Origin of the sequence: Prevotella pallens ATCC 700821 (assembly GCF_000220255.1) — a bacterium.
Taxonomy (GTDB): Bacteria; Bacteroidota; Bacteroidia; order Bacteroidales; family Bacteroidaceae; genus Prevotella; species Prevotella pallens.
Genome location: NZ_GL982514.1, coordinates 706540 through 726010, shown reverse-complemented (window position 1 = coordinate 726010; position 19471 = coordinate 706540). Strand labels below are relative to the sequence as shown.

Below are 19471 nucleotides of genomic sequence, written 5' to 3'. Positions count from 1 at the left end.
TTTTGCAATTTGTTGCTGTGTAAGAGTGTTGTCTGAATGTTTTGTTTTTATATTTTCAGTTGCATTGCAACATATAGGTTAATGGCTTTTGCAGCCTCGTTTTTGCAGCGCGAGAAGCTGGGCCAATCGTTAAAATCAATAATGTAGAATGTTCCTTCTGCTGTTACAATGGCGTCGCCTCCGTACACTGGTGTGTTGGCAAGTGTTGCAATGTGGTTGGCTGTGGCTTCCAGTGCTTTCCATTGGAATGGAAAGTGGTGTGCGGTGCCGTTGTGTTGTTCGTCGGCAAATTTGGTTATACCGTCGTCGGTGGGGTAGTAGTAGCGAAAGAAGTGGGTGTTGTTTACGCCATAGAACTTCACTAAATCGCCCTCTACGTGTGCTTGTACCACAGTGTTTGTTATGCCTCGTTTGCTAAAAGCTGTTTTTGCCTGTTGCAGTTGGTTTTTGTTGGCACAATATATAATGTCGTTTTCCGACTGTGCAGCCTCGTCGCCACGTTTTAACCAATAGCCTTTGTTGCCCTCTTGTGGTGGAATGGGTATGTTGGCATTGCGCATTAGCTTTGTAATAAGGCTACGTTGGCAGTTGCGTATGCCGTTTGTTGGGTTCACCACACATTTTTGTGCTGCATATTTTTCTATCATTTGCAATGTGTGTGGCAGTCGTCCCATATTCAATATAATGTTTGCTTCTGCTAAATGGTGTGCTTTAAGGTTGTTTTCGGCAATTATTTTTGCATTCAATGGTTGTGCTACGGCAGCCAGAATGTCGTAGTCTTTTTCTACCGAATGGGGCGAGAAGCGTGTATCGCGTTGTATTGCTATGGTTTGCATGTGGTGTTGTTTAAAAATATTTCTGCTTTTTCTATGTCGGCAGCGTGGTCAATGTCGAGTACTTTTGTAAACACGTGTGCTATTGTTTTGTATCCATCGGCAATTAGTGCGCGCTGAAAGTTTCTCATTCTGCTATTGTTTTGTTCTATGCAGTGGTGTAAGGTTTGTAGTGTTTTGGGGTGTAGTCCGTATATGCCTCCCGATATGTAGGAACAGTTGTGAATGTTTTGGTCGTAAAATCCTGTAATATTCAGGTTGTTGTCGGTGCCTACATAGAGAGGTTTTTCGTCGTCAACGAATGGTGTTACGCCCATGTATGCTTGTACGCCGTTTTCAATGGCTTTTGTAAAAGCGTCTATGTATGTTTTAAATTCGTTTTCGTTGAAAATGGTGTCTACCGTTGTTAGCACAAAAGGCTCGTGTGTTAGCCATTTACTAATGGCTTCAAAGCTGTGCATAGAACTGGGTGTCGATTTTGCTATAAAGCGCAATGTGGTGTTCTTGTCTTTTAGTTTGTGTTGCTGTATGTGGGCGAGATGCGTTGCTACGTTGGTCATTTCTTCGTTGCAAACCACCACTATTTCGGTTGCATTGTTGTTGCAGAACACCCGTATGAGGCGGTCTATAAGGGTTTCGCCATTGATTTGTACCAATGGCTTTGGCACTGTTATGCCCTCTTTAGCAAGTCTTGAACCGTTTCCGGCTGCAATAATGGCGTACTTCATAGCTTGTTTCTCTACACAATGGGTATTATTATTGTTTTATTGGAAACACAAAGATACGTCTTTTAAATGGAAAACGAAAACTGAATATCAGTTTTTTTGCTATAATAATAGTAAGATTTTCTACATTGTGGTTTGTGCAGTGTGTGTTTTATAGCAAGGTTGTGGTGCAACTATGCGTGGGCGAATGTGCACTGATATCTAAAAGAATATTCTTAGATATCTAAAAGGAAGCTCTCAGATATCTGAAAGGAAGCTCTTAGATATCTAAAAAAAAAGACCAGCACTATGCATAGTGCCAGTCTTTTATATGTGTTTGTTTTCGAGTGCCAATGTGTGTTTGGCACAACGTTGCAGTGTTTATAGGTCGAACTTGTAGCCCAATGTAATTTGGAATACAGAGTTTTTGTCGTCTCCGTGCTTGTAAATCTTAGTTAGACCCCAGTTGTAGCGTGCATCGAGTTGGAAGTTTGCATACTCGTAAGAGATGCCAACAGGAATAGAGAAGTCTACGCTCTTAACATCTGGCTCAGAAGAAGTCTTAACAGCTAAACCGAGAGCAGTTGCTTTTGTGTCGTATTTTGCATTAACTTTAAAACCTGGTTGTACACCTAGCTTAACAGCTAAACCTTTAGTAACGTATACGTTAGCAAGAATAGGCACGTTAATGTAGTCTAATTTGGTAGTAGCAGTGTATTTTGCACCTGCATTTTCCCAATCGCGTTTAGTACCTTGCATAGAGTAGATTGCACCTGCAGAAAGAGAGAAGATGTCTGAAACCTGATATTCAGCCTCTAAACCAGCTGCCAAACCTACACGTGGGTCGGTGTCTTTAGTTTCTGTTACGTTAGCAATATTAACACCAATCTTTGGTTGTAGATTAATTGAACCAACTGCGTGTTGTGCATAAGCACCAACAGAAGCAAGCATTATAGCTGCCGATAAAATAATCTTTTTCATTTCTTTCTAGTATTTTGTTTGTTTATAAATTATCTTTTCTGGTTGCAAATGTACACCTTTTTTTCTGTTTGCACTCAAATATTTTATTAGAAAAAAGAAATATAAATGATAAAAATTGATAAAGAACAATTTCTTTTTGTTTGTGGCAAACAAAATCGCCTGTCTACTCTTTGCGAGCAAACAGGCGTGTAATTATGTGTTTTCTTAGAGGAGAGTGCCTATTATCTAATATTTTTTAGTATTGCGAGAAGATGGTCCCAAACCATTTGCGCTGTAGGTATTAGCAAACGTTCATCGGGTGTATGTACGAAACGAAGCGTAGGTCCAACGCTCATCATATCTACGTTAGGATACTTCTCAGATATCAGTCCGCATTCCAAACCAGCATGGATACCAAGCACTTTAGGCTCTTTGCCAAATAGTTTTTTATACTCTTCTACTGCTACATCAACAAGTTTAGAGTCCGGATTCATTTTCCAACCGGGATAAGGGTCGTGTTGCGTTACTTCGGCACCTGCCATTTCGAAACAAGCCTTAACAGTGTTGCCCATGTTTATGAGCGCACTTGGCACGTTAGAACGTTGCGATGCAATAACGGTAATAGTGTTTTCGTCTGTTTTTACAACAGCAATATTGCTAGAAGTTTCAACCATGTAAGCAATGGCTTCGTCCTGACAGTTGGTGAGCGGACCGTTATCTACAGCCTGCACAGCCATGATAAGCCGGCGAGCAACATCTTTCTCAATTACCGGACGCGCCTCTGTGCTTTCCATTCCCCATACAGCGTTAGGGTCAGACACGTGATACTCTTCTTCAATACCCTTTGTAAACACGTTCCAGTCTGCCATAACTTCCTCTTTCTTATCAGCAGGAACAGCAAAGACAGCCTTGCCATCGCGTGGAATGGCATTATCTAATTTGCCCGAATTCCATGCAGCAAGGCGCACATCTATCTTGCTTTGCTCCATGTAGAGAAAGCGTCCAATGAGCTTAATGGCATTTGCGCGCTTCTTGTTAATGTCGTCTCCAGAGTGTCCGCCAATCAATCCCTTAACACTAACTTCCATAAAGAAGTAGCCAGACGGTGCACTCTCGCGTTTAAAATTAAACACACAATCGGTAGTAACACCACCAGCACAGCTAACGAAAATTTGTCCTTCGTCTTCCGAATCCAAATTAATAAGGTATTCGCCAGTAAGCCAATTAGGCTCTAAACCAAAAGCACCAGTAAGTCCTGTTTCTTCATCTACTGTGAAGAGACACTCTATTTTTCCGTGTTCAATATCGTCAGAATCGAGTATAGCTAATTCGTATGCCACACCAATACCATCATCGGCACCCAGCGTAGTGCCTTTTGCTTTTAGCCATTCACCATCTATATAGGTTTGAATGGCATCTTTGTGGAAATCGAAATCTAAGTCTACAAGCTTGTCGCAAACCATATCTATATGGCTTTGCAATATAATGGTGGGTGCGTTTTCCATACCTTTCGTTGCAGGTTTAGTAATAAGCACGTTGCCAGTCTTATCTACTTTGGTATCCAAATTGTGGTTTTTGCCAAACTCCACAAGATACTCTATCATCTTTTCCTCATGTTTAGAAGGACGAGGAATCTGATTAATTTTTGCGAACTGCTCGAATACACGAGCTGGTTTTAATTCACTGTTTGTCATTTTTAATAGTATTTGTTTTGTTATATTCTTGATTTGTGCTACCTTTGCCAGAAATATTAGATGCAAAGATAAGTAAAATGGTTGAAACTTTACTGTTGAGTGTGTTAATAATTGCTATTGCAATGCTATTGCTTTCGGTAAGAGTGCTATTAAAAAAAGGTGCTAACTTCCAATCGCAACATATACACGATAATAAATATATGCGCGAAAAAGGAATACATTGTGTTATTGATCAAGACCGCGAGGCACGTGCCTCTAACAAGGCTTATTAAGAAATATGGCAGAACACACCCATTGATTATAACGAATGAATATTAATAAAAACATAAAAATGAAAAGTACTTTAAGTGCATTGGCAGTCGTAATAATGGCATGCGGTATAATGTCTTGTAACAAGCAACCACAAGCTAACGACACAAAGGAAACACCAAAAACAGCAGCTACAACAGCCACTGCAGGTTCGCAACAAATAGCCTATGTAGAGATAGACTCTATTATGGGACAATACAAATATTGGAAAGAAGTTACAAAAATACTCGAAGCAAAAGAGAAGAATATACAGAAAACTCTTGCCGGAAAGCAACAAGCTTTGCAACAAGCTGCGGCTAACTTCCAACAAAATGTGCAGGCTAACAAGTTTACACAAGCACAGGCACAGCAAATTCAGGCTGGTATTCAGAAGCAAGCTGCCGACGCTGAGGCTTTGCAACAACGTTTAGGAGCTGAGTATCAGAAAGAGGTTGCAAAATATAATAAGGCTCTTTCAGACAGTGTACACAACTATCTGAAGACTTATAATAAAGATAAAAAGTATGTTATGATACTTGCTAAGAGTGGCGATAACATTCTTTATGCCGACGATGCTTGCAATATTACAAGTGATGTGTTGCAAGGAATGAACAAAGCATACACAGGATTGAAGAAATAGAATATTATTTTTATTTTCATTTTAGTGACTTTTTTTCTGTAGTGATACAGAAGAAAGAACATTGTTATTTGAGTATAACAATGAACATACAGACAAAGATTTGAGGTTAATAACGAAGGATGTGTCGCGATTGACACGTCCTTTTTTTATGCAAAACACACAAACTGTTGTGCAAAAACATATTACTGTATTTACAATAGCATATTACTGTATTTACAATAACATTTGTTTGGCGTAGCAAACAAGTGTTTCTGAAACTTCAGAGAGGTTAGATATTCTTAGCGGTTATAAGTTTTTTTGTTCTTTTATAGTTGTAAAAAAACGTAGCAATAGTAGTGTTTGTAAAACACGAAATAAGCATAGAGTTGCTACGAGAATAGTATTCTTAAGAGCTCTATGCTTTAAACCCAAATTTGTTGTTAAAGCTAAACATATTTTGTTTTATTATCGTGCAGATTGCCTGTCTGGGTAATGCTGGTGTAGCGGGCTACGTAAAGTTGCACAGACACACAATCTGCCTATAAGAATATAAAAGATGTTAGCAAACAATATCATAGCAATACGAACTATACATATTATGATGTAATGCCCTATTTGCTTTAAAATGCTTTTATTTTATTACTCTTGCGCTAATAATGCGTATATCGTTTACGGGTCTATCGTTGCTATCGGTTGTTGTTTTTTGTATTTTCTCAATAACGTTTAAACCGTCAATAACTTCGCCGAAAACAGTGTACGAACCATCGAGATGAGGTGTGCCCCCCTGCGTTTTATACACTTCGCAAAGTTCGGGAGTTAGTTTTGCCTGTCCGTTGGTATATTTGTCTATTCTGCTTTGCGCCCATTCCAACTGCTTGTCGGTAAACTTTTGTCCCCAAACAATGTAAAACTGTGTAGACGATGATGCTCTTTCAGGATTAACGTTATCGCCCTCGCGTGCGGCTGCCAGTGCGCCTCGTTTATGGTAGTGCTTAGGAAAACAAATTTCGGCAGGTATGCTATATGCTTCTGGCGTATCGCCAAGCTGTTGCCCTGGCTTTGCTGTTTTCGAAGCTAAATCGCCTGTTTGCACCATAAAGTCTTTAATAACACGATGAAATAGCACCCCATTGTAGGCACCAGAACGCACTTGTTTCAGGAAGTTGTCGCAATGCTTAGGAGTGTCGTTATATAATGCAAGCACTATTGTTCCACTATCTGTAACAAGTTCCACTTCGTGCTGAGGCTCGCTTTGTGCTTGTGCCAGAACTGCAACAAGGCAGAGCAAGCAAATAAAAATAGTTCTCTTCATATTTCTTCGTTTATTTCAGGCATTTGTCTAATTCGGCTTTTATTGCCTCTTTATCCATATTCTGACCAATGAATACTAGCTTTTGCATACGGTCTCCATAAGGCTCTTCCCAGTCTTTCTTTAGTTTCGGGTTTTTCTCAAGAAACTCACGAAGCTCAAAGGCTGGCATTGTGGCATACCATTGTCCGGCATTGCGCAGGGTAACTTGCTTACCAGCCTGTTCGAAAACATAGCAGGTGTCTTTTTCGTTGTCGAAATAGCACAACCCTTTACACCGTATAATGCTTTTGTGCCACTTACGTGCAACAAAGTCGTCGAAAAAGTTTAAGTCCATTGGCTTACGAGCATAGTAAACAAAAGTGTCTATATTGTATTCCAAAGCCTCTCCACTTTCTTCGTTCTCAAGGTGGTCATGGTGGTGGTCGTGATGATGGTGATGATGGTGGTCGTGTCCATGTTCGTGTTCATCGTCATCGTTTTCAATGGCAGCAATCCACGAAGCGGAGGTTGCTACTTTATCGAAATCGAAGTCGTTTGCACCTAAAATGCGTTCAAAATCTACATCTCCGTAGTTGCATTCAATCATTTCTGCCTTTGGTTGCAGTGCTCTTACTATTTTTCGCACCTTATTTAGTTCTTCAGCCGATACATCGTCTACCTTGTTTAGCAGTACAATGTTGCAAAATTCTATTTGCTGTATCAGCAAATTCTCTATATCGTCCTCTTCTAAATTTTTCTTTAGAAGGTCGTTTCCAGCAGAAAACTCATCGCACATACGTCGTGCATCAACAACGGTAACAATGTTTCTAAGCACCGCACGCCCATCTTTAGCAAGGTCGGGATATACTTGCGGATAAGCGCAGATGGTTTGTGCTATTGGTGCAGGTTCGCAAATGCCACTTGCCTCTATAACAATGTAGTCGAAACGGTTTTGTTTAACAATGTCGCTAAGCTGTTTCACCAAATCCATTTTTAGCGTGCAGCAGATGCAACCATTCTGCAATGCCACCAACGAATCGTCTTGCTGGTCTACCACACCGCCTTTTTCTATGAGGTCGGCATCTATATTCACTTCGCCAATATCGTTTACAATAACAGCGAACTTTATGCCTTTATTGTTGCTAAGAATTTTGTTTACGAGTGTTGTTTTCCCGCTTCCAAGATACCCTGTAAGCAGTAAGACGGGCGTTTCGTTCTGTTTCATATATTATATAATGTATGTTTTATTATGATGTTTCTACTATACAAAGGTACAATAATTATATTATAATTGTGCTACATTGGTGGTTTTTTGCTTGCATTTCTATGTTTTATTTTCTTTATACGCTCTCTGTAGTTTTGCTTTCTTCGGTGTTAGTTGCCCTTTAGTGCATAAACGCCTCTGTGTGGAAGCTAACCAAAGCAAACAAAAAAGCGGTTTTTAGCCGTTATAACATAGCACTATAAAGTTTCTGATTTTACAGATATCTAATTCGCAACTGACAGATATCTAAAACGAACACGACAGATATCTGAAACGATTGCGACAGATATCTAAAACAAAAACAACGAATATCTGACAGTTATTCCTAAGTTTTTTCTGCATATTATTTATCGCCATTCATTCCCCCCACGCATTATTCCAATCCGTTCGCCTAACGGTGTGTGTTCGCCACGCATTATTCCAATCTGTCAGCAATGTTTTGGCAATCTGTTCGCAGCTGTAGGGGACCGATTTATCGCGCCCACATATACAAAAACCCCACATACAATGAATAACCCCCCACAAAATGATGACAATCACCCACAGAATTGATAACAGATATATACGGGCACGATGAATCGGATTTACGTTGGAGTGTGTACGAAATTATTGCACTTGCAGTAACTCCATTTGGATATATTGTTTATCTATTCATTGCGATTAAAAAGAAAATCACATGATATTTGTTATTCTCTGGAGAATCCTCTGTAACACGCTTTCGTTGCTAACAAGTATAGATGCTGTGCCTGTCATTCCACCGATAATTTTATACTTGCAATCCGTTACCTTTACCTGTGCTGTGAACATGCTGCCTGCTGCCGTTTGTCGGGGCGTATGCATTGTGGCTGTTATCGTGCCATTGGCTGCACCATACATTTCTGTATCGTATCCCTCCAACTCAATGCTGACGTTCTTTCCTTTTTTTACAGTATTCACGTATTTATAAGGAATATCTACTGTGCCTTGTTGCCTGTCGGTCATCTCAATTCTTGCACTGATGGTTTCGGGATAAGGTATAAAATATGCACCTACCAGCAGTACTAATATAACAATGGTGATGATGGTGATGCCATAGCGCACTATTCCTGATGGTATTTCGCCAATGATATGTCTTACTTTCTCGCTGCGGAGTTCTATCTTGCTGTCTGCCATAGTGTTTCTCTATTATTAGTTGCCTAATTCTAACTGATTTTTCACGAGGTTATAGTATGCACCACGCTTTGCCGTGAGTGTTTCGTGGTTGCCTGTTTCTACTACTTTGCCTTTATCCAATACCACAATCTGGTCGGCATTCTTCACCGTGCTTAGTCGGTGAGCCACTATAACTACCGTCTTGCCTTTGTAGAACTCGTCCAGATGTTCCACTATCATACGTTCGTTGTTGGCATCGAGCGAGTTGGTAGCTTCGTCAAGGAAAATGTAGTCGGGATTCTTATATACGGCTCTTGCTATCAGTATGCGCTGTTTTTGTCCCTGACTTAAGCCTACACCATCGCGCCCAATCTTTGTGTTGTATTTTAGGGGCAATCCCATTACATAATTGTGAATACAAGCTATCTCTGCAGCCGTCTGTAATCGTTGTTTGTCTATCTCCTTATCGTCTACGGCTATATTGCGAGCTATCGATTCAGAGAATATCACACCATCTTGCATCACCACGCCACACTGTCTGCGCCACCATTTTTTATTAAGCGTGTTTACATCTGTTCCGCCAATGGTGATTTGTCCGCCCAGCACAGGATAATAGCCCAGCATAAGTTTGATGAGCGTGGTTTTTCCGCTACCCGACGCTCCGACAATGGCTGTTACCTTGCCTTTGGGGATAGTGAGACTAACATCATCTATGATAGTTTTCAGTGCATGTGGGTCGTATTTAAAGTTTATGTTTTCCATGTCTATACCCTTAGTTTCGTCAGTTACTGAAGTTTCCAATCCTTGTTTTCCGTTCTCATCGTCCATACGGTGTATTTCGTTTATACGTTCAAGACTAATCCTCACGTCTTGCACAGAATAGAAGAAACTCATTAGCTGTTCCACTGGCGAGTTGAGCTGTCCTATGATGTACTGCACGGCAAGCATCATACCCAGTGTTAGTTGTCCGTGAATAACAGCAGTTGCTGCCACCACGGTGATTACAATATTCTTCAGTTCGTTGATGAAAATGCTGCCAGCCTCCTGCGTTTGTTGGAGCTTTAGCGATTTCATCTGTACGTTGAATAAATCAGCCTGCACGTCCTCCCATTCCCAGCGTCTGCGCTGTTCACAGTCTTGCAGTTTTATCTCCTGCATAGAGGTAATAAATTCGTAGGTTTTATTGTTGTTGATGGCTTGTTGCTCAAAGAGTTCGTAGTCGAGTACCTTTCTGCGCCTAAGAAATAGTGCAAGCCAACCGCCATAAAGCAGACTGCCGAGCATGAAAATGGCGAAGACAAGCCAATTATAGGATAACAATACAATGCTGAATACAATAAAGGTAAAGAGCGAGAACACAATACTGAGCGTTTGTTGTGTCAGAAACGAGTTTACACGGTTGTGGTCGCCCATACGCTGCATAAGGTCGCCCATTAGTTTGGTATCGAAGAACGACATAGGCAACTTTAAAAGCTTAATAAAGAAATCGCTTACCAACGAAATGTTTATGCGCAACGAGATGTGGAGCAACAGCCAACGGCGGATAAAATCGATGGCAGTTCGGCTAATGGTAAGCATCAGTTGTCCAAGGAGTATCAGCCATATAAAGCCAATATTTTGGTTTTTAATGCCCACATCCACAATAGATTGTGTGAGGAAAGGCAGAATGAGCTGCAACAAACTGCCCACCAGTAAACCTAAAACAATTTGACCGAAATACTTACGATATTGCTTAATGTAACCAAAGAGGAACTTAAACGAGCGTTCCTCTTTAGGTTCTTCGTCCATCTTCTTTTCATAAAAGGCAGGAGTAGGTTCTAAGAACATAGCGATACCCTTTTCCTCACCGTCCGATTGTGTACTTACCCAGTGCTTCTTAAATTCTTCGAGATTGTATTTAACAAGTCCCTTTGCGGGGTCAGCAATGTAGAATCTATTCTTTTTGACTTTGTACAGTACAACAAAATGATTTTGGTTCCAATGGAGGATGCAGGGGTAATGAGCCTCCCAAAGTTTATTAATACTGATTCTTCCGCTGATAGTTCGTAATCCAAGTTGTAAAGCTGTTTCATTAATACCAAGTAATGAGACTCCTTCTGTGGTTGCAAAGCAAATTCTAGAAAGATATTCTATTGAATATTCGATTCTAAAAAAATTACATACCATCGCAAGGCATGCAACTCCACACTCCATCGCATCATGTTGCTTAATAAAAGGGAAGTTATTCATTACATTCTTTCTTTTTCTTCTTCATTAGAGTGTATCTTATCATGCTGGATTGCATGTTTTGACCCGGCAGAAAAACTAAATGTTACACTGACAAAGATTTTTCGGGAAATGAAATTAAAGTCTGTACGGTGCTCAAAGTCACCGTTCTTGAATATTTGTTGATTCTTTCCTCTGCTATTCAGCAAGTCTTTTACACCAAAATTGATATTCAGCTTGTCTTTCAAACAACTATAATCCCCCTCTATATCTACTCCAAAGTAATCTGATTTCTGAATAAGATAAAGTTGTTTATAATGCCTGATATAGCGTAAATTAGCCATTGCAGTAAGTTGCTTGGACAACCTGAAACGATTAAAACTTGACAGGACAAGCCCAAAGTCATTAACACGTTTGGTACTGTTCCGATAAAAGTTTTCACTTAGCTCGACATTACTTCTGCTATTCCATATACCACACGTGAAAGGAAATTCTATGTATAAAGCTAATTTCTTTAAATTGCCATCATTTCTTAATGTGTAGCGCGTTTGTTGTTCGTTCATCTGTTCGTATACCTCATTGATTTTCCTATCAATAAAAAATGCAGATAACGAGAAAACATATCTTGACTTCAAAACGAATTGTAATCCTGCATTGTACAGCAATTCGCCTTTCAGATTAGGATTACCTTCCTTATAAGATGTTTCGGACAGATGAAAAACAAATGGATTTACCATCTGATACGACGGACGGTTTATCGATTGCGTATAACTAAGCGACAGGGCATTCCCTTGTCCCATGTTTTTTCTCACAAAGAAAGACGGGAAGAAATTATTGCCTTTTTGGTTGTTATGTAATTGGGTTCTAACTCTTTGTTGGGTATTCCATTCTGTATATTCGTCACGTAGTCCCACTTGAAAATCCCAAGGTCGTGAGGAGTACCTGTACATTCCATATATCGCATATCGTTGCTCATCATAACTGAAATTATCCCGTTGGTCAACATCTTCCGATAACACTCCTCCTAATGTCGTGTTTCCGAGATATAGCTTATTATCATAATGGATACCAGCATTGACATACTTGACACCAATCGTAAACTGATGGCGGTTGAAGAACTTTGTAAAATCTACCTGTGCACTATATATATTGATGTGTTCGAATGAGGGTTGCGATTTAGATATAATACTATCCCCACCTATACCTAAGGTGTATTTATTCTCATACTCGTACAAATCATGTTCTCTTTCTCCTACATAATCAGCAAGAAAGTTCAGGTTACTGCCCAGTGTATCTGTTTTCCATTCATAATTTAAAGTAACATTATTGGTATTAGGTCTTAAAGAGTATGGAGCATAACTTAGAATATTTGTTTGATTAGGACTATTATCGGTAACGGTAGAATGAACCCAACAGGCATTGGCATAATCCTTTGAATAGTTGCCCAACCATTCTACGCCTAAATAATGCTTTGGAGATATATAAAAGTCGATGCCCAACTTAGGCATATAATAAAGACTTTTATTTGTAGTTTCAGATATACTATTGACGATAATGTTTTGTCCATAGTCGCTTTCAGATATCTTACTATGACTTGCCGACTGCCCTAATGCCATATTAGCATAAAGAGCAACGTTCCCCCACGAATAGGTTACCCCTGCAAATTCCGAAAACAGGTTCTTGCTTTTCCGTTCGTATTCACTGCCCACATAACCTGATAGTCCGTACTCATGTTTCTTCTGACGGTTAATAACAAGAACGCCCGTGCCTCCTTCTGCATCATACCCGGCTGTTGCCTGAGGCAGCAACTCCAAATTCTTTATATCATTACCGCGCAAGGATGATAAATATCTTTTGAGCTGCGCCCCGCTTAACCTTACCAATTTTCCATTTTCATATATTTTGATACCATTGCCCATAATGGTAATACCACCTTCTCCATCATAATTTACACCCGGAATCAAATTCAATATATTAGAAAGAGAACGTGCCTTTAACAATTTACTATGCTCTACACTAACTATCATTCTGTCAGCTTTATGTTGAACAAATGGTCTTTCTGCTAATACAGTTACTTCAGAAAGATTTATTGTATCTGATATTGAGGTATGTTTGTTCTGTGCAAAGCCCGTTAGTACACATTGCAAAAAACAAAAAGAAAGGATGTATAAATACTTTTTCATAGGGACTTTGGGCAATTTACATCAGGATAATCCCAATGTTTTGGACCATATTTTCTTACAATATCTCTATAACATACATAAGAATATCTAATGGTTGTTTTTGCGAAAATAGTCTTTTTTTCTTTAGATTGCAAGAATTTTCTCCGAAATTTCGATGGGAATCGAGAATTTAACAATTAAACTGCCGTAAAATGCACACTAATTAACCTTTGGGCATATTCATGGCTGTGCTTTTTGACATGTATGTGTCCGTATGTCCCATCTATGGAATTTTTCTTACGATTTCTTGGACGGTTGGTACTTCTTCACAAATTTTCGCATGGTTTTCTACGTTTCATGCATAGCAAAAATATGAAAGCAAAAGGCCTCTACCATGTATTTTGTATAAAATATATGGTGGAGGCAATTCCAATAAGATAAAGAGAGTATTCTCCTGCCTATACTTTATATTTCTCTTCCAACAACCATTCTAAGTCCGAAGCTTTGTAGAGGATTTTTCCTGCAAATTGCGTGTAGGGAGTAATCTTCCTATCGCGATAGTCCTGCAAGGTACGGGGACTGATATACAGCCGCTCGCATACTTCCTTGCCCGTTAGGAAATGTTCTCTACCAAACAGCGGTTTGTGGGTCTGTGCTACTTCCTTTATCCTTCTACTTACACTGCTGATAGCGGACAGCGCCACCTGCATATCGTCAGCCTCCATATTTAAGTCTCTTACCTGTTCCATAATCTTCCTATTTATTTGCACTACACTTGCATATTAAACGAGCGTTCTTCTTTAGGTTCTTCGTCCATCTTCTTTTCATAAAACGCAGGTGTAGGTTCTAAGAACATAGCGATACCCTTTTCCTCTCCGCCCGATTGTGTACTTACCCAGTGCTTCTTAAATTCCTCGAGATTATATTTAACAAGTCCCTTTGCGGGGTCAGCAATGTAGAATCTATTCTTTTTGACTTTGTATAGTACAACGAAATGGTTTTGATTCCAATGGAGTAAGCAAGGATAATTTATGTCTTTTATTTGATATAAACTTGCTTTTCCACATAGTACATCAAAACCTAAGGCCTCTGCCAATTGTTTTAAAGCCTGCATTGAAACACCCTCATTGGTTATAGAACATATATTTGATAGGTTTTCGAACGAATATATTCTACCATAATACTTACAAACCATAGCCATGCAGGCAATCCCGCATTGCATGGCGTCATGTTGCCTATAAAAATAAAAGGACATTTATTTTGCTGTGTTGTATTTGGTTAGACCGGAGTCGTTGTCTCTATTATTAATATTTTTACCCATGTGCCGTCGTGAATTGCCTTTCGTCAAAGAATAGACGAAAGTCAGTGCCACAAGATTTTTGAAATTACCCCATCGGGTCTTTTCTACGAAATGGAATGAAGGAGTGTCCGCATAAATCCTGGAAGGATCGGGATTGTAAATGAACATAGCACCCACGGTGATTGCACCTAATTTATAGGTAAGGGATGCGTTCGCATTATACCCAATCTTCTCAAAAACATCACCTTCAACAGTGGTCATCGGTAGATTGTGGTTGGTAATGAACTGCCACTTGCCTGCCACCACCTGACAAGAGATTCCTACATTGTTCAGATTGTGGTTGACACGCTGATTGGGCGTATTGTATTTGGAAGACAGATAGTTATAGTAAGGCTGCAAAGTTAGCCAGGAGAAAGGTCTGCAACTCAAAACAAGCGATGCGCCATACTCGTTGACATGGCGGATGCCCACAATCTGGTTCACGAAGTCCGAACCGTCAGCGGAAACAACTGTCATATTCTTGTTGGGATAGTAGGCGTGGCTGATGGAAGGTTTGACAAACCAGATATTGTTGGCCGACGCATACTGGAAGCTAAGTTCGGTACGGTAGAAATGGTAGGGCTTCAGATTGCTGTTGCCTTGTAGATAGAATCGTTCATCCACGATGGTGCGACTATCTGTGAGCTGACCGACGTTAGGAACCGCAGATGCTATGGACGAGATCAGGCGTAGCGAACTGTGTTTGTGTAGCTGGTAATTAAGAGAAACAGAAGGCCGCATAAGGATGTAGTTGGCTATTGCCTTCGTCACAGTTCTATATCGGTTGTTCTCCACACCGATCCCCAGGTTGTAGGACAATGCCCCCCATTGATTGGTGTAGTCGGCGTATAGGTATTCCTTTTGCGTGTTCACTGTCGATAAATTGGATGCCCCGTCTATCTGATGCAGGTTTTTGTATTGATAGTAGGCTCCTATCTGTATATTTCCATGCCACAGTTTATCAGTATAAAGTGCTTCTGCTATTAGCGAGTAAGACTTGTTGTCGACGACGTTGGTAAACGTTCCCGTTCCCGAGGTGTTTGTTAGATTATTGTTCGATTTGGATTTGAAATAAGTGTTCACCACATTGACCGACAGACTGTTGCCTTTGCGGAAAGTGTGTCCGAAGTAGATGTTGGCCGATATGGAGGAAAAGTCACTTTGAAGCCTTCTGTGGTTGGTATCTTCCAATGTACCCGTCCGCAAGAGCTGTTGACTGTATTGCTGGGTAGCCGGAGACTTACGATATTCTAAAGTGATATTGAAAAGGTTGCTGTTTTGGAAACGCTGATAGAATAATTGTCCTATGTGGTAGGCACCAGTGTATTTACCCGACAAGCCCTTGTAATCATTCGTCACATCATCCGGATAGACATAACGGTTTTCCATGGTGTTCCGGTTAAGATGTCTGTAGTCCAGAAAATATGCTGCAGACACCTTGTTGAGCGAATCGCTATAACTGGTGGAAATCAAGTTGGTACCATATCCTGTGGTGATACTGTTTTTGGTGTCGAGATATAGTGAATACTGCCTTTTGTTGGTGCGTTTAGTCGCTACATCTAATACAGCACCTATCTTCTCATGCGCAAACCTTGCAGGTGGATTGGAATAGTAGTGCAGGGTCTTTATTTCGTCGGCTTTGAGCAGCATCAGTTCGCGTACCGACCTCCTGATTCCATCAATCAGCACCAAGACAATTTTACCATCTGCCGTCAGCAGTTCACCGCTGTTTGTTGAAAGTCTGAATTGCGGCAGGCTACTGATGGCCTCCAAAGCGTTGTTTCCCATCTGTCTGGCACGCCTGTCTAACAGGATGATATCTGCGTTGCCGAAGCTTCTTAGCCCTTGGGCCGACACAGTGACCTCTGAAAGGTTCTGTATGCTTTCTGTCAGCTTGACCACTCCGATATCGCCACGCTTGCACGTTAGCTGTTGTGGCCGATACCCTAAGCAAGAGAATTTCAACAGAAACTGTCCGTCTTCGTCTACATTCAAACTGAAGATTCCTTTTGAATCCGTCAGCGTGTGAGCAATGGCTGCCGTGTCAGATAAGCTGGCCAATACGCAGTCAACGCCGACTAATGGACAGCCAGACGGATCGGTCACCGTACCGTATATCCTGTTCTGTGCGTTGCTGCTTATCAACGAGACTACAAAGGCAAACCATAAAGTTGTGAGAGTTCTTAACACCATAATATAAATTATTTACATATTGATTCGATGTAATTTACAATTGAATTTTCCAGATTGATATCCATTCCATTAAATTTAATGGAATTATAATACTTACGATATTGCTTAATGTAACCAAAGAGGAACTTAAACGAGCGTTCCTCTTTAGGTTCTTCGTCCATCTTCTTTTCATAAAATGCAGGAGTAGGTTCCAAGAACATAGCGATACCCTTTTCCTCACCGTCCGATTGCGTGCTTACCCAATGCTTCTTAAATACTTCGAGGTCGTATTTTACATGCCCTTTTGCAGGGTCAGCAATGTAGAATCTATTCTTTTTGACTTTGTATAGTACAACAAAATGATTTTGGTTCCAATGGAGAATAGAACATAACTTATGGGTCATTAACTCTTTTACAGAGATTCGTACCGAAACAGATTCAAGCCCGATTGTTTGAGCTGTTTCTGTGATGGCTTTTAATGAGACACCTTCTTTAGTAGCCTTGCAAATCTTGTAAAGTTCAGAAGTGTTGTATTCCCGATCAAAAATCTTACAGACCATTGATAGACAAGAAATACCACACTCCATTGAGTCATGTTGTCTCACATAACGTATATTGTTCATTACATAGTGCGCTGTATAATATCTTCATTCTTTCTATTAGCTTTAACATTTACTTCTTTATTGAAGATAGTGTAAGATATAGTAAGTTCTACCCCGCGCATATCATTTTTACCTCGCGTTCCCCAATCTACGTTATTGAAGTGATACAAAATATTGTTGTAGTTAGCTTTGCCCAAGATATCATTTATCGCAAGATTGATGTTTAATCTATTCTTTAATAACGAAGCTGCTACGCCCATATTCCAGCTATGAATGCTCTTTTGATTGTACAATAGGTATTCATTTCTGCCTTGATAGGTGTAATCGGTAAACAGATAAATATTTGGAGTGAAAGCATAGTTTATATTTACTTGCCCATTGAAAGCAATTCTATCATTTTTATATGTTTTTCCTTCAAATACGTATTCGCTATTAGGAAAAACAACTTCTCCTTCGCATGAAAGCTCAAGATTGCCAAGAGCTTTAGAGTAATTCAATATTACTCTGAAATCACTGGCTTTCTTCATATTCATCGAATAAGAACACAGAATATTGCTCGTTGCATCAATCTGCCTGAGTACACTAACAAGAGGATTTTTTCGGTAGGTATAACGCAATGACAATGTTAAGTCTTTCCATGTAGAACTAAGCGTGTAGCGATCCATTATTTCGTTTTTAAGACTTGTATTTCCTGTACTATACAAAAGAGAGTCTTGGTAAACAAGTCCAGAATTTAACTGAGCAAAGTTTGGTTGGGTAAGATTCTTTCTGTAGTTCAATTGGAAGAACCAATTATCGTTTGGTCGATATTTTATAGTAACTACAGGACAGAGCGTAGAGAAGTTTTGTTTAAATAGGTTTTCTTTGGTGTTTGTACCAGAAACACTTCCAATGGTTCTATGTATATATTGGTAGCGTGCAGCAGGCATTATTGTCCATTTACCAAAAGTTCTTGAGAAAGATAAATATGCTTGTGGATTCGACTCTTTAACATTGATGTTGTTTATATAGTTCTGCGAGTTCAGGTAAGGTATCTCTGAATTTGTTTTAGATTTTGAATCTACATAGTTATACAATATTCCTGCCATCGCATTAATTTTCCATGGAAGCCTGAAACTGTTATCAATGTTTGTGGTATAGACGGTATATCTACTATTGCCATGGCTTTTAACTAACGACAATATGCCTGCACCACTCTCCAATGTTTGTGTATTATGGTTTATATTTGTAGAGGCTATTTCTTGTGAAATGTCTAAGCTGTAGTTATTGTTTGCATAAACGTACTGCAACGTCCCACTGTGTATATTCTCTAAATTCCTACCTTGTCTGTCAATATCTCTCCATTGCTCTTGTTTTTTCCAACTCGTCAAATTTGTACCGTACGCCTTATTATCTTCTTTGCTGAATTGGTAGAAATAATAAAATCCCAGTCTACTTTTTGTATTCAACTGGTAATCGGCAGAAAAGTTTATTTTATGTGCTAAGGTAGTTATCGGAGTCTCTCGCTTTTGTTTGATACCAAATATATCATTACCATAGACATTGCGAAAATATGTCTCTTTATTTTTATTACCATCTTTTCCACCCATATAGGACAGGCTTGCGGAAAACTTCTTATATTGTCCCATCATATTGAGGATTCCTGCATCAGAAAACATTCTTGTCTGCTTCAAATAGTTGCTAACACTAAGAAACATAAAGTCATTAATATGCTTTATGGTGGATATAGAAATAACAGGTTGTCCGTTTGGACTATACTTTGCAGAGGGGGCTCTATCTATCTCAATACTTTTGATATTGTCTGCTTGCAAAGTAGATAATATGTTTGCATTCGATAGGACCCGTCCGTCTAAAACATAGATAGGTTCACCCATTCCATTGACTTCAACGTTATCATTGACAGAATGTAATCCTGGTGTATGATATAACATTCTCATAGCGGTCCCCATCTTTGCTAAAACTGTATTGGCAACTTGAATTTTTGAAATGCTTCCTTTGGTTTGTACACGTGGTATCTTTCCTTTTACCACAACATTGTCCAATTCAATGATTGCCACATTGGAACTATCTTTTATTTCGTTTTGACAGAAACAAAAGGAAATATGTACACAAAAAATGATTAATGTTATTACCTTTTTCATAAATTAGAATATTTATATGTATAAAATTCAGGAAGAAGTTCTGATAAATTCTTTTTATACATGGAA

15 protein-coding genes and 1 pseudogene are annotated in these 19471 nt (G+C 39.6%); 2 read left to right on the top strand and 14 right to left on the bottom strand.

Going from position 1 to position 19471, the window contains the following annotated elements; translation table 11 throughout:
• Window positions 1–47: 47 nt before the first annotated feature.
• The 4 genes from HMPREF9144_RS12170 to HMPREF9144_RS12155 form a co-directional block, all read right to left on the bottom strand.
• Entirely contained in the window at window positions 48–836 is a 789-nt protein-coding gene (locus tag HMPREF9144_RS12170; RefSeq protein ID WP_006046434.1) for a hypothetical protein, read from the bottom strand.
• On the bottom strand, window positions 824–1561 hold the full coding sequence (locus HMPREF9144_RS12165) for a nucleotidyltransferase family protein (protein ID WP_006046433.1): 738 nt from the start codon (window positions 1559–1561) through the stop codon (window positions 824–826). The genes HMPREF9144_RS12170 and HMPREF9144_RS12165 overlap by 13 nt, the downstream gene beginning before the upstream one ends.
• Window positions 1562–1918: 357 nt before the next feature.
• Window positions 1919–2518, bottom strand: a complete 600-nt coding sequence (locus tag HMPREF9144_RS12160; RefSeq protein WP_006046432.1) for a porin family protein — start codon at window positions 2516–2518, stop codon at window positions 1919–1921.
• A gap of 221 nt (window positions 2519–2739) precedes the next feature.
• Window positions 2740–4191, bottom strand: coding sequence for an aminoacyl-histidine dipeptidase (locus tag HMPREF9144_RS12155; RefSeq protein ID WP_040595819.1), 1452 nt, complete (start codon window positions 4189–4191; stop codon window positions 2740–2742).
• A gap of 77 nt (window positions 4192–4268) precedes the next feature.
• On the opposite strand from HMPREF9144_RS12155, the gene HMPREF9144_RS12150 reads away from it, so the two are divergent.
• Together HMPREF9144_RS12150 and HMPREF9144_RS12145 are read left to right on the top strand one after the other, a co-directional pair.
• Window positions 4269–4463 carry a hypothetical protein gene (locus tag HMPREF9144_RS12150; protein ID WP_174262618.1) on the top strand — a complete coding sequence of 65 codons (195 nt, stop codon included), beginning with the start codon at window positions 4269–4271 and terminating at the stop codon, window positions 4461–4463.
• Window positions 4464–4522: 59 nt separating this feature from the next.
• Window positions 4523–5119, top strand: a complete 597-nt coding sequence (locus HMPREF9144_RS12145) for an OmpH/Skp family outer membrane protein (protein WP_040595930.1) — start codon at window positions 4523–4525, stop codon at window positions 5117–5119.
• Window positions 5120–5729: 610 nt separating this feature from the next.
• Here HMPREF9144_RS12145 and HMPREF9144_RS12140 read toward each other — a convergent pair.
• The 10 genes and pseudogenes from HMPREF9144_RS12140 to HMPREF9144_RS12095 all read right to left on the bottom strand — a co-directional run bounded on the left by HMPREF9144_RS12140 (window position 5730) and on the right by HMPREF9144_RS12095 (window position 19405).
• The gene (locus HMPREF9144_RS12140; RefSeq protein WP_006046426.1) at window positions 5730–6410 is read right to left on the bottom strand and encodes a peptidylprolyl isomerase; all 681 of its coding nucleotides are present in this window, start codon (window positions 6408–6410) and stop codon (window positions 5730–5732) included.
• Window positions 6411–6420: 10 nt separating this feature from the next.
• Window positions 6421–7614 (bottom strand): CobW family GTP-binding protein, encoded by a 1194-nt coding sequence (locus HMPREF9144_RS12135; RefSeq protein ID WP_006046425.1) that lies wholly within the window; start codon window positions 7612–7614, stop codon window positions 6421–6423.
• 711 nt (window positions 7615–8325) lie between these two features.
• On the bottom strand, window positions 8326–8805 hold the full coding sequence (locus HMPREF9144_RS12130; RefSeq protein ID WP_006046422.1) for an HlyD family secretion protein: 480 nt from the start codon (window positions 8803–8805) through the stop codon (window positions 8326–8328).
• 15 nt (window positions 8806–8820) lie between these two features.
• Window positions 8821–11013 (bottom strand): peptidase domain-containing ABC transporter, encoded by a 2193-nt coding sequence (locus tag HMPREF9144_RS12125; RefSeq protein ID WP_006046421.1) that lies wholly within the window; start codon window positions 11011–11013, stop codon window positions 8821–8823.
• Complete coding sequence (locus HMPREF9144_RS12120) at window positions 11013–13172, bottom strand: outer membrane beta-barrel family protein (protein ID WP_006046420.1); 2160 nt, start codon at window positions 13170–13172, stop codon at window positions 11013–11015. Before HMPREF9144_RS12120 ends, HMPREF9144_RS12125 begins: the two co-directional genes overlap by 1 nt.
• A 437-nt stretch (window positions 13173–13609) precedes the next feature.
• The gene (locus HMPREF9144_RS12115; protein WP_040595817.1) at window positions 13610–13900 is read right to left on the bottom strand and encodes a helix-turn-helix domain-containing protein; all 291 of its coding nucleotides are present in this window, start codon (window positions 13898–13900) and stop codon (window positions 13610–13612) included.
• A gap of 35 nt (window positions 13901–13935) precedes the next feature.
• Window positions 13936–14406, bottom strand: a pseudogene (locus HMPREF9144_RS12110) (cysteine peptidase family C39 domain-containing protein); the annotation flags it as partial.
• Entirely contained in the window at window positions 14407–16683 is a 2277-nt protein-coding gene (locus HMPREF9144_RS12105; RefSeq protein WP_006046417.1) for a TonB-dependent receptor, read from the bottom strand.
• Between the two features lie 8 nt (window positions 16684–16691).
• On the bottom strand, window positions 16692–17267 hold the full coding sequence (locus HMPREF9144_RS12100) for a cysteine peptidase family C39 domain-containing protein (RefSeq protein ID WP_370992442.1): 576 nt from the start codon (window positions 17265–17267) through the stop codon (window positions 16692–16694).
• 17 nt (window positions 17268–17284) lie between these two features.
• Window positions 17285–19405 carry an outer membrane beta-barrel family protein gene (locus HMPREF9144_RS12095; protein ID WP_006046415.1) on the bottom strand — a complete coding sequence of 707 codons (2121 nt, stop codon included), beginning with the start codon at window positions 19403–19405 and terminating at the stop codon, window positions 17285–17287.
• Window positions 19406–19471 lie beyond the last annotated feature (66 nt).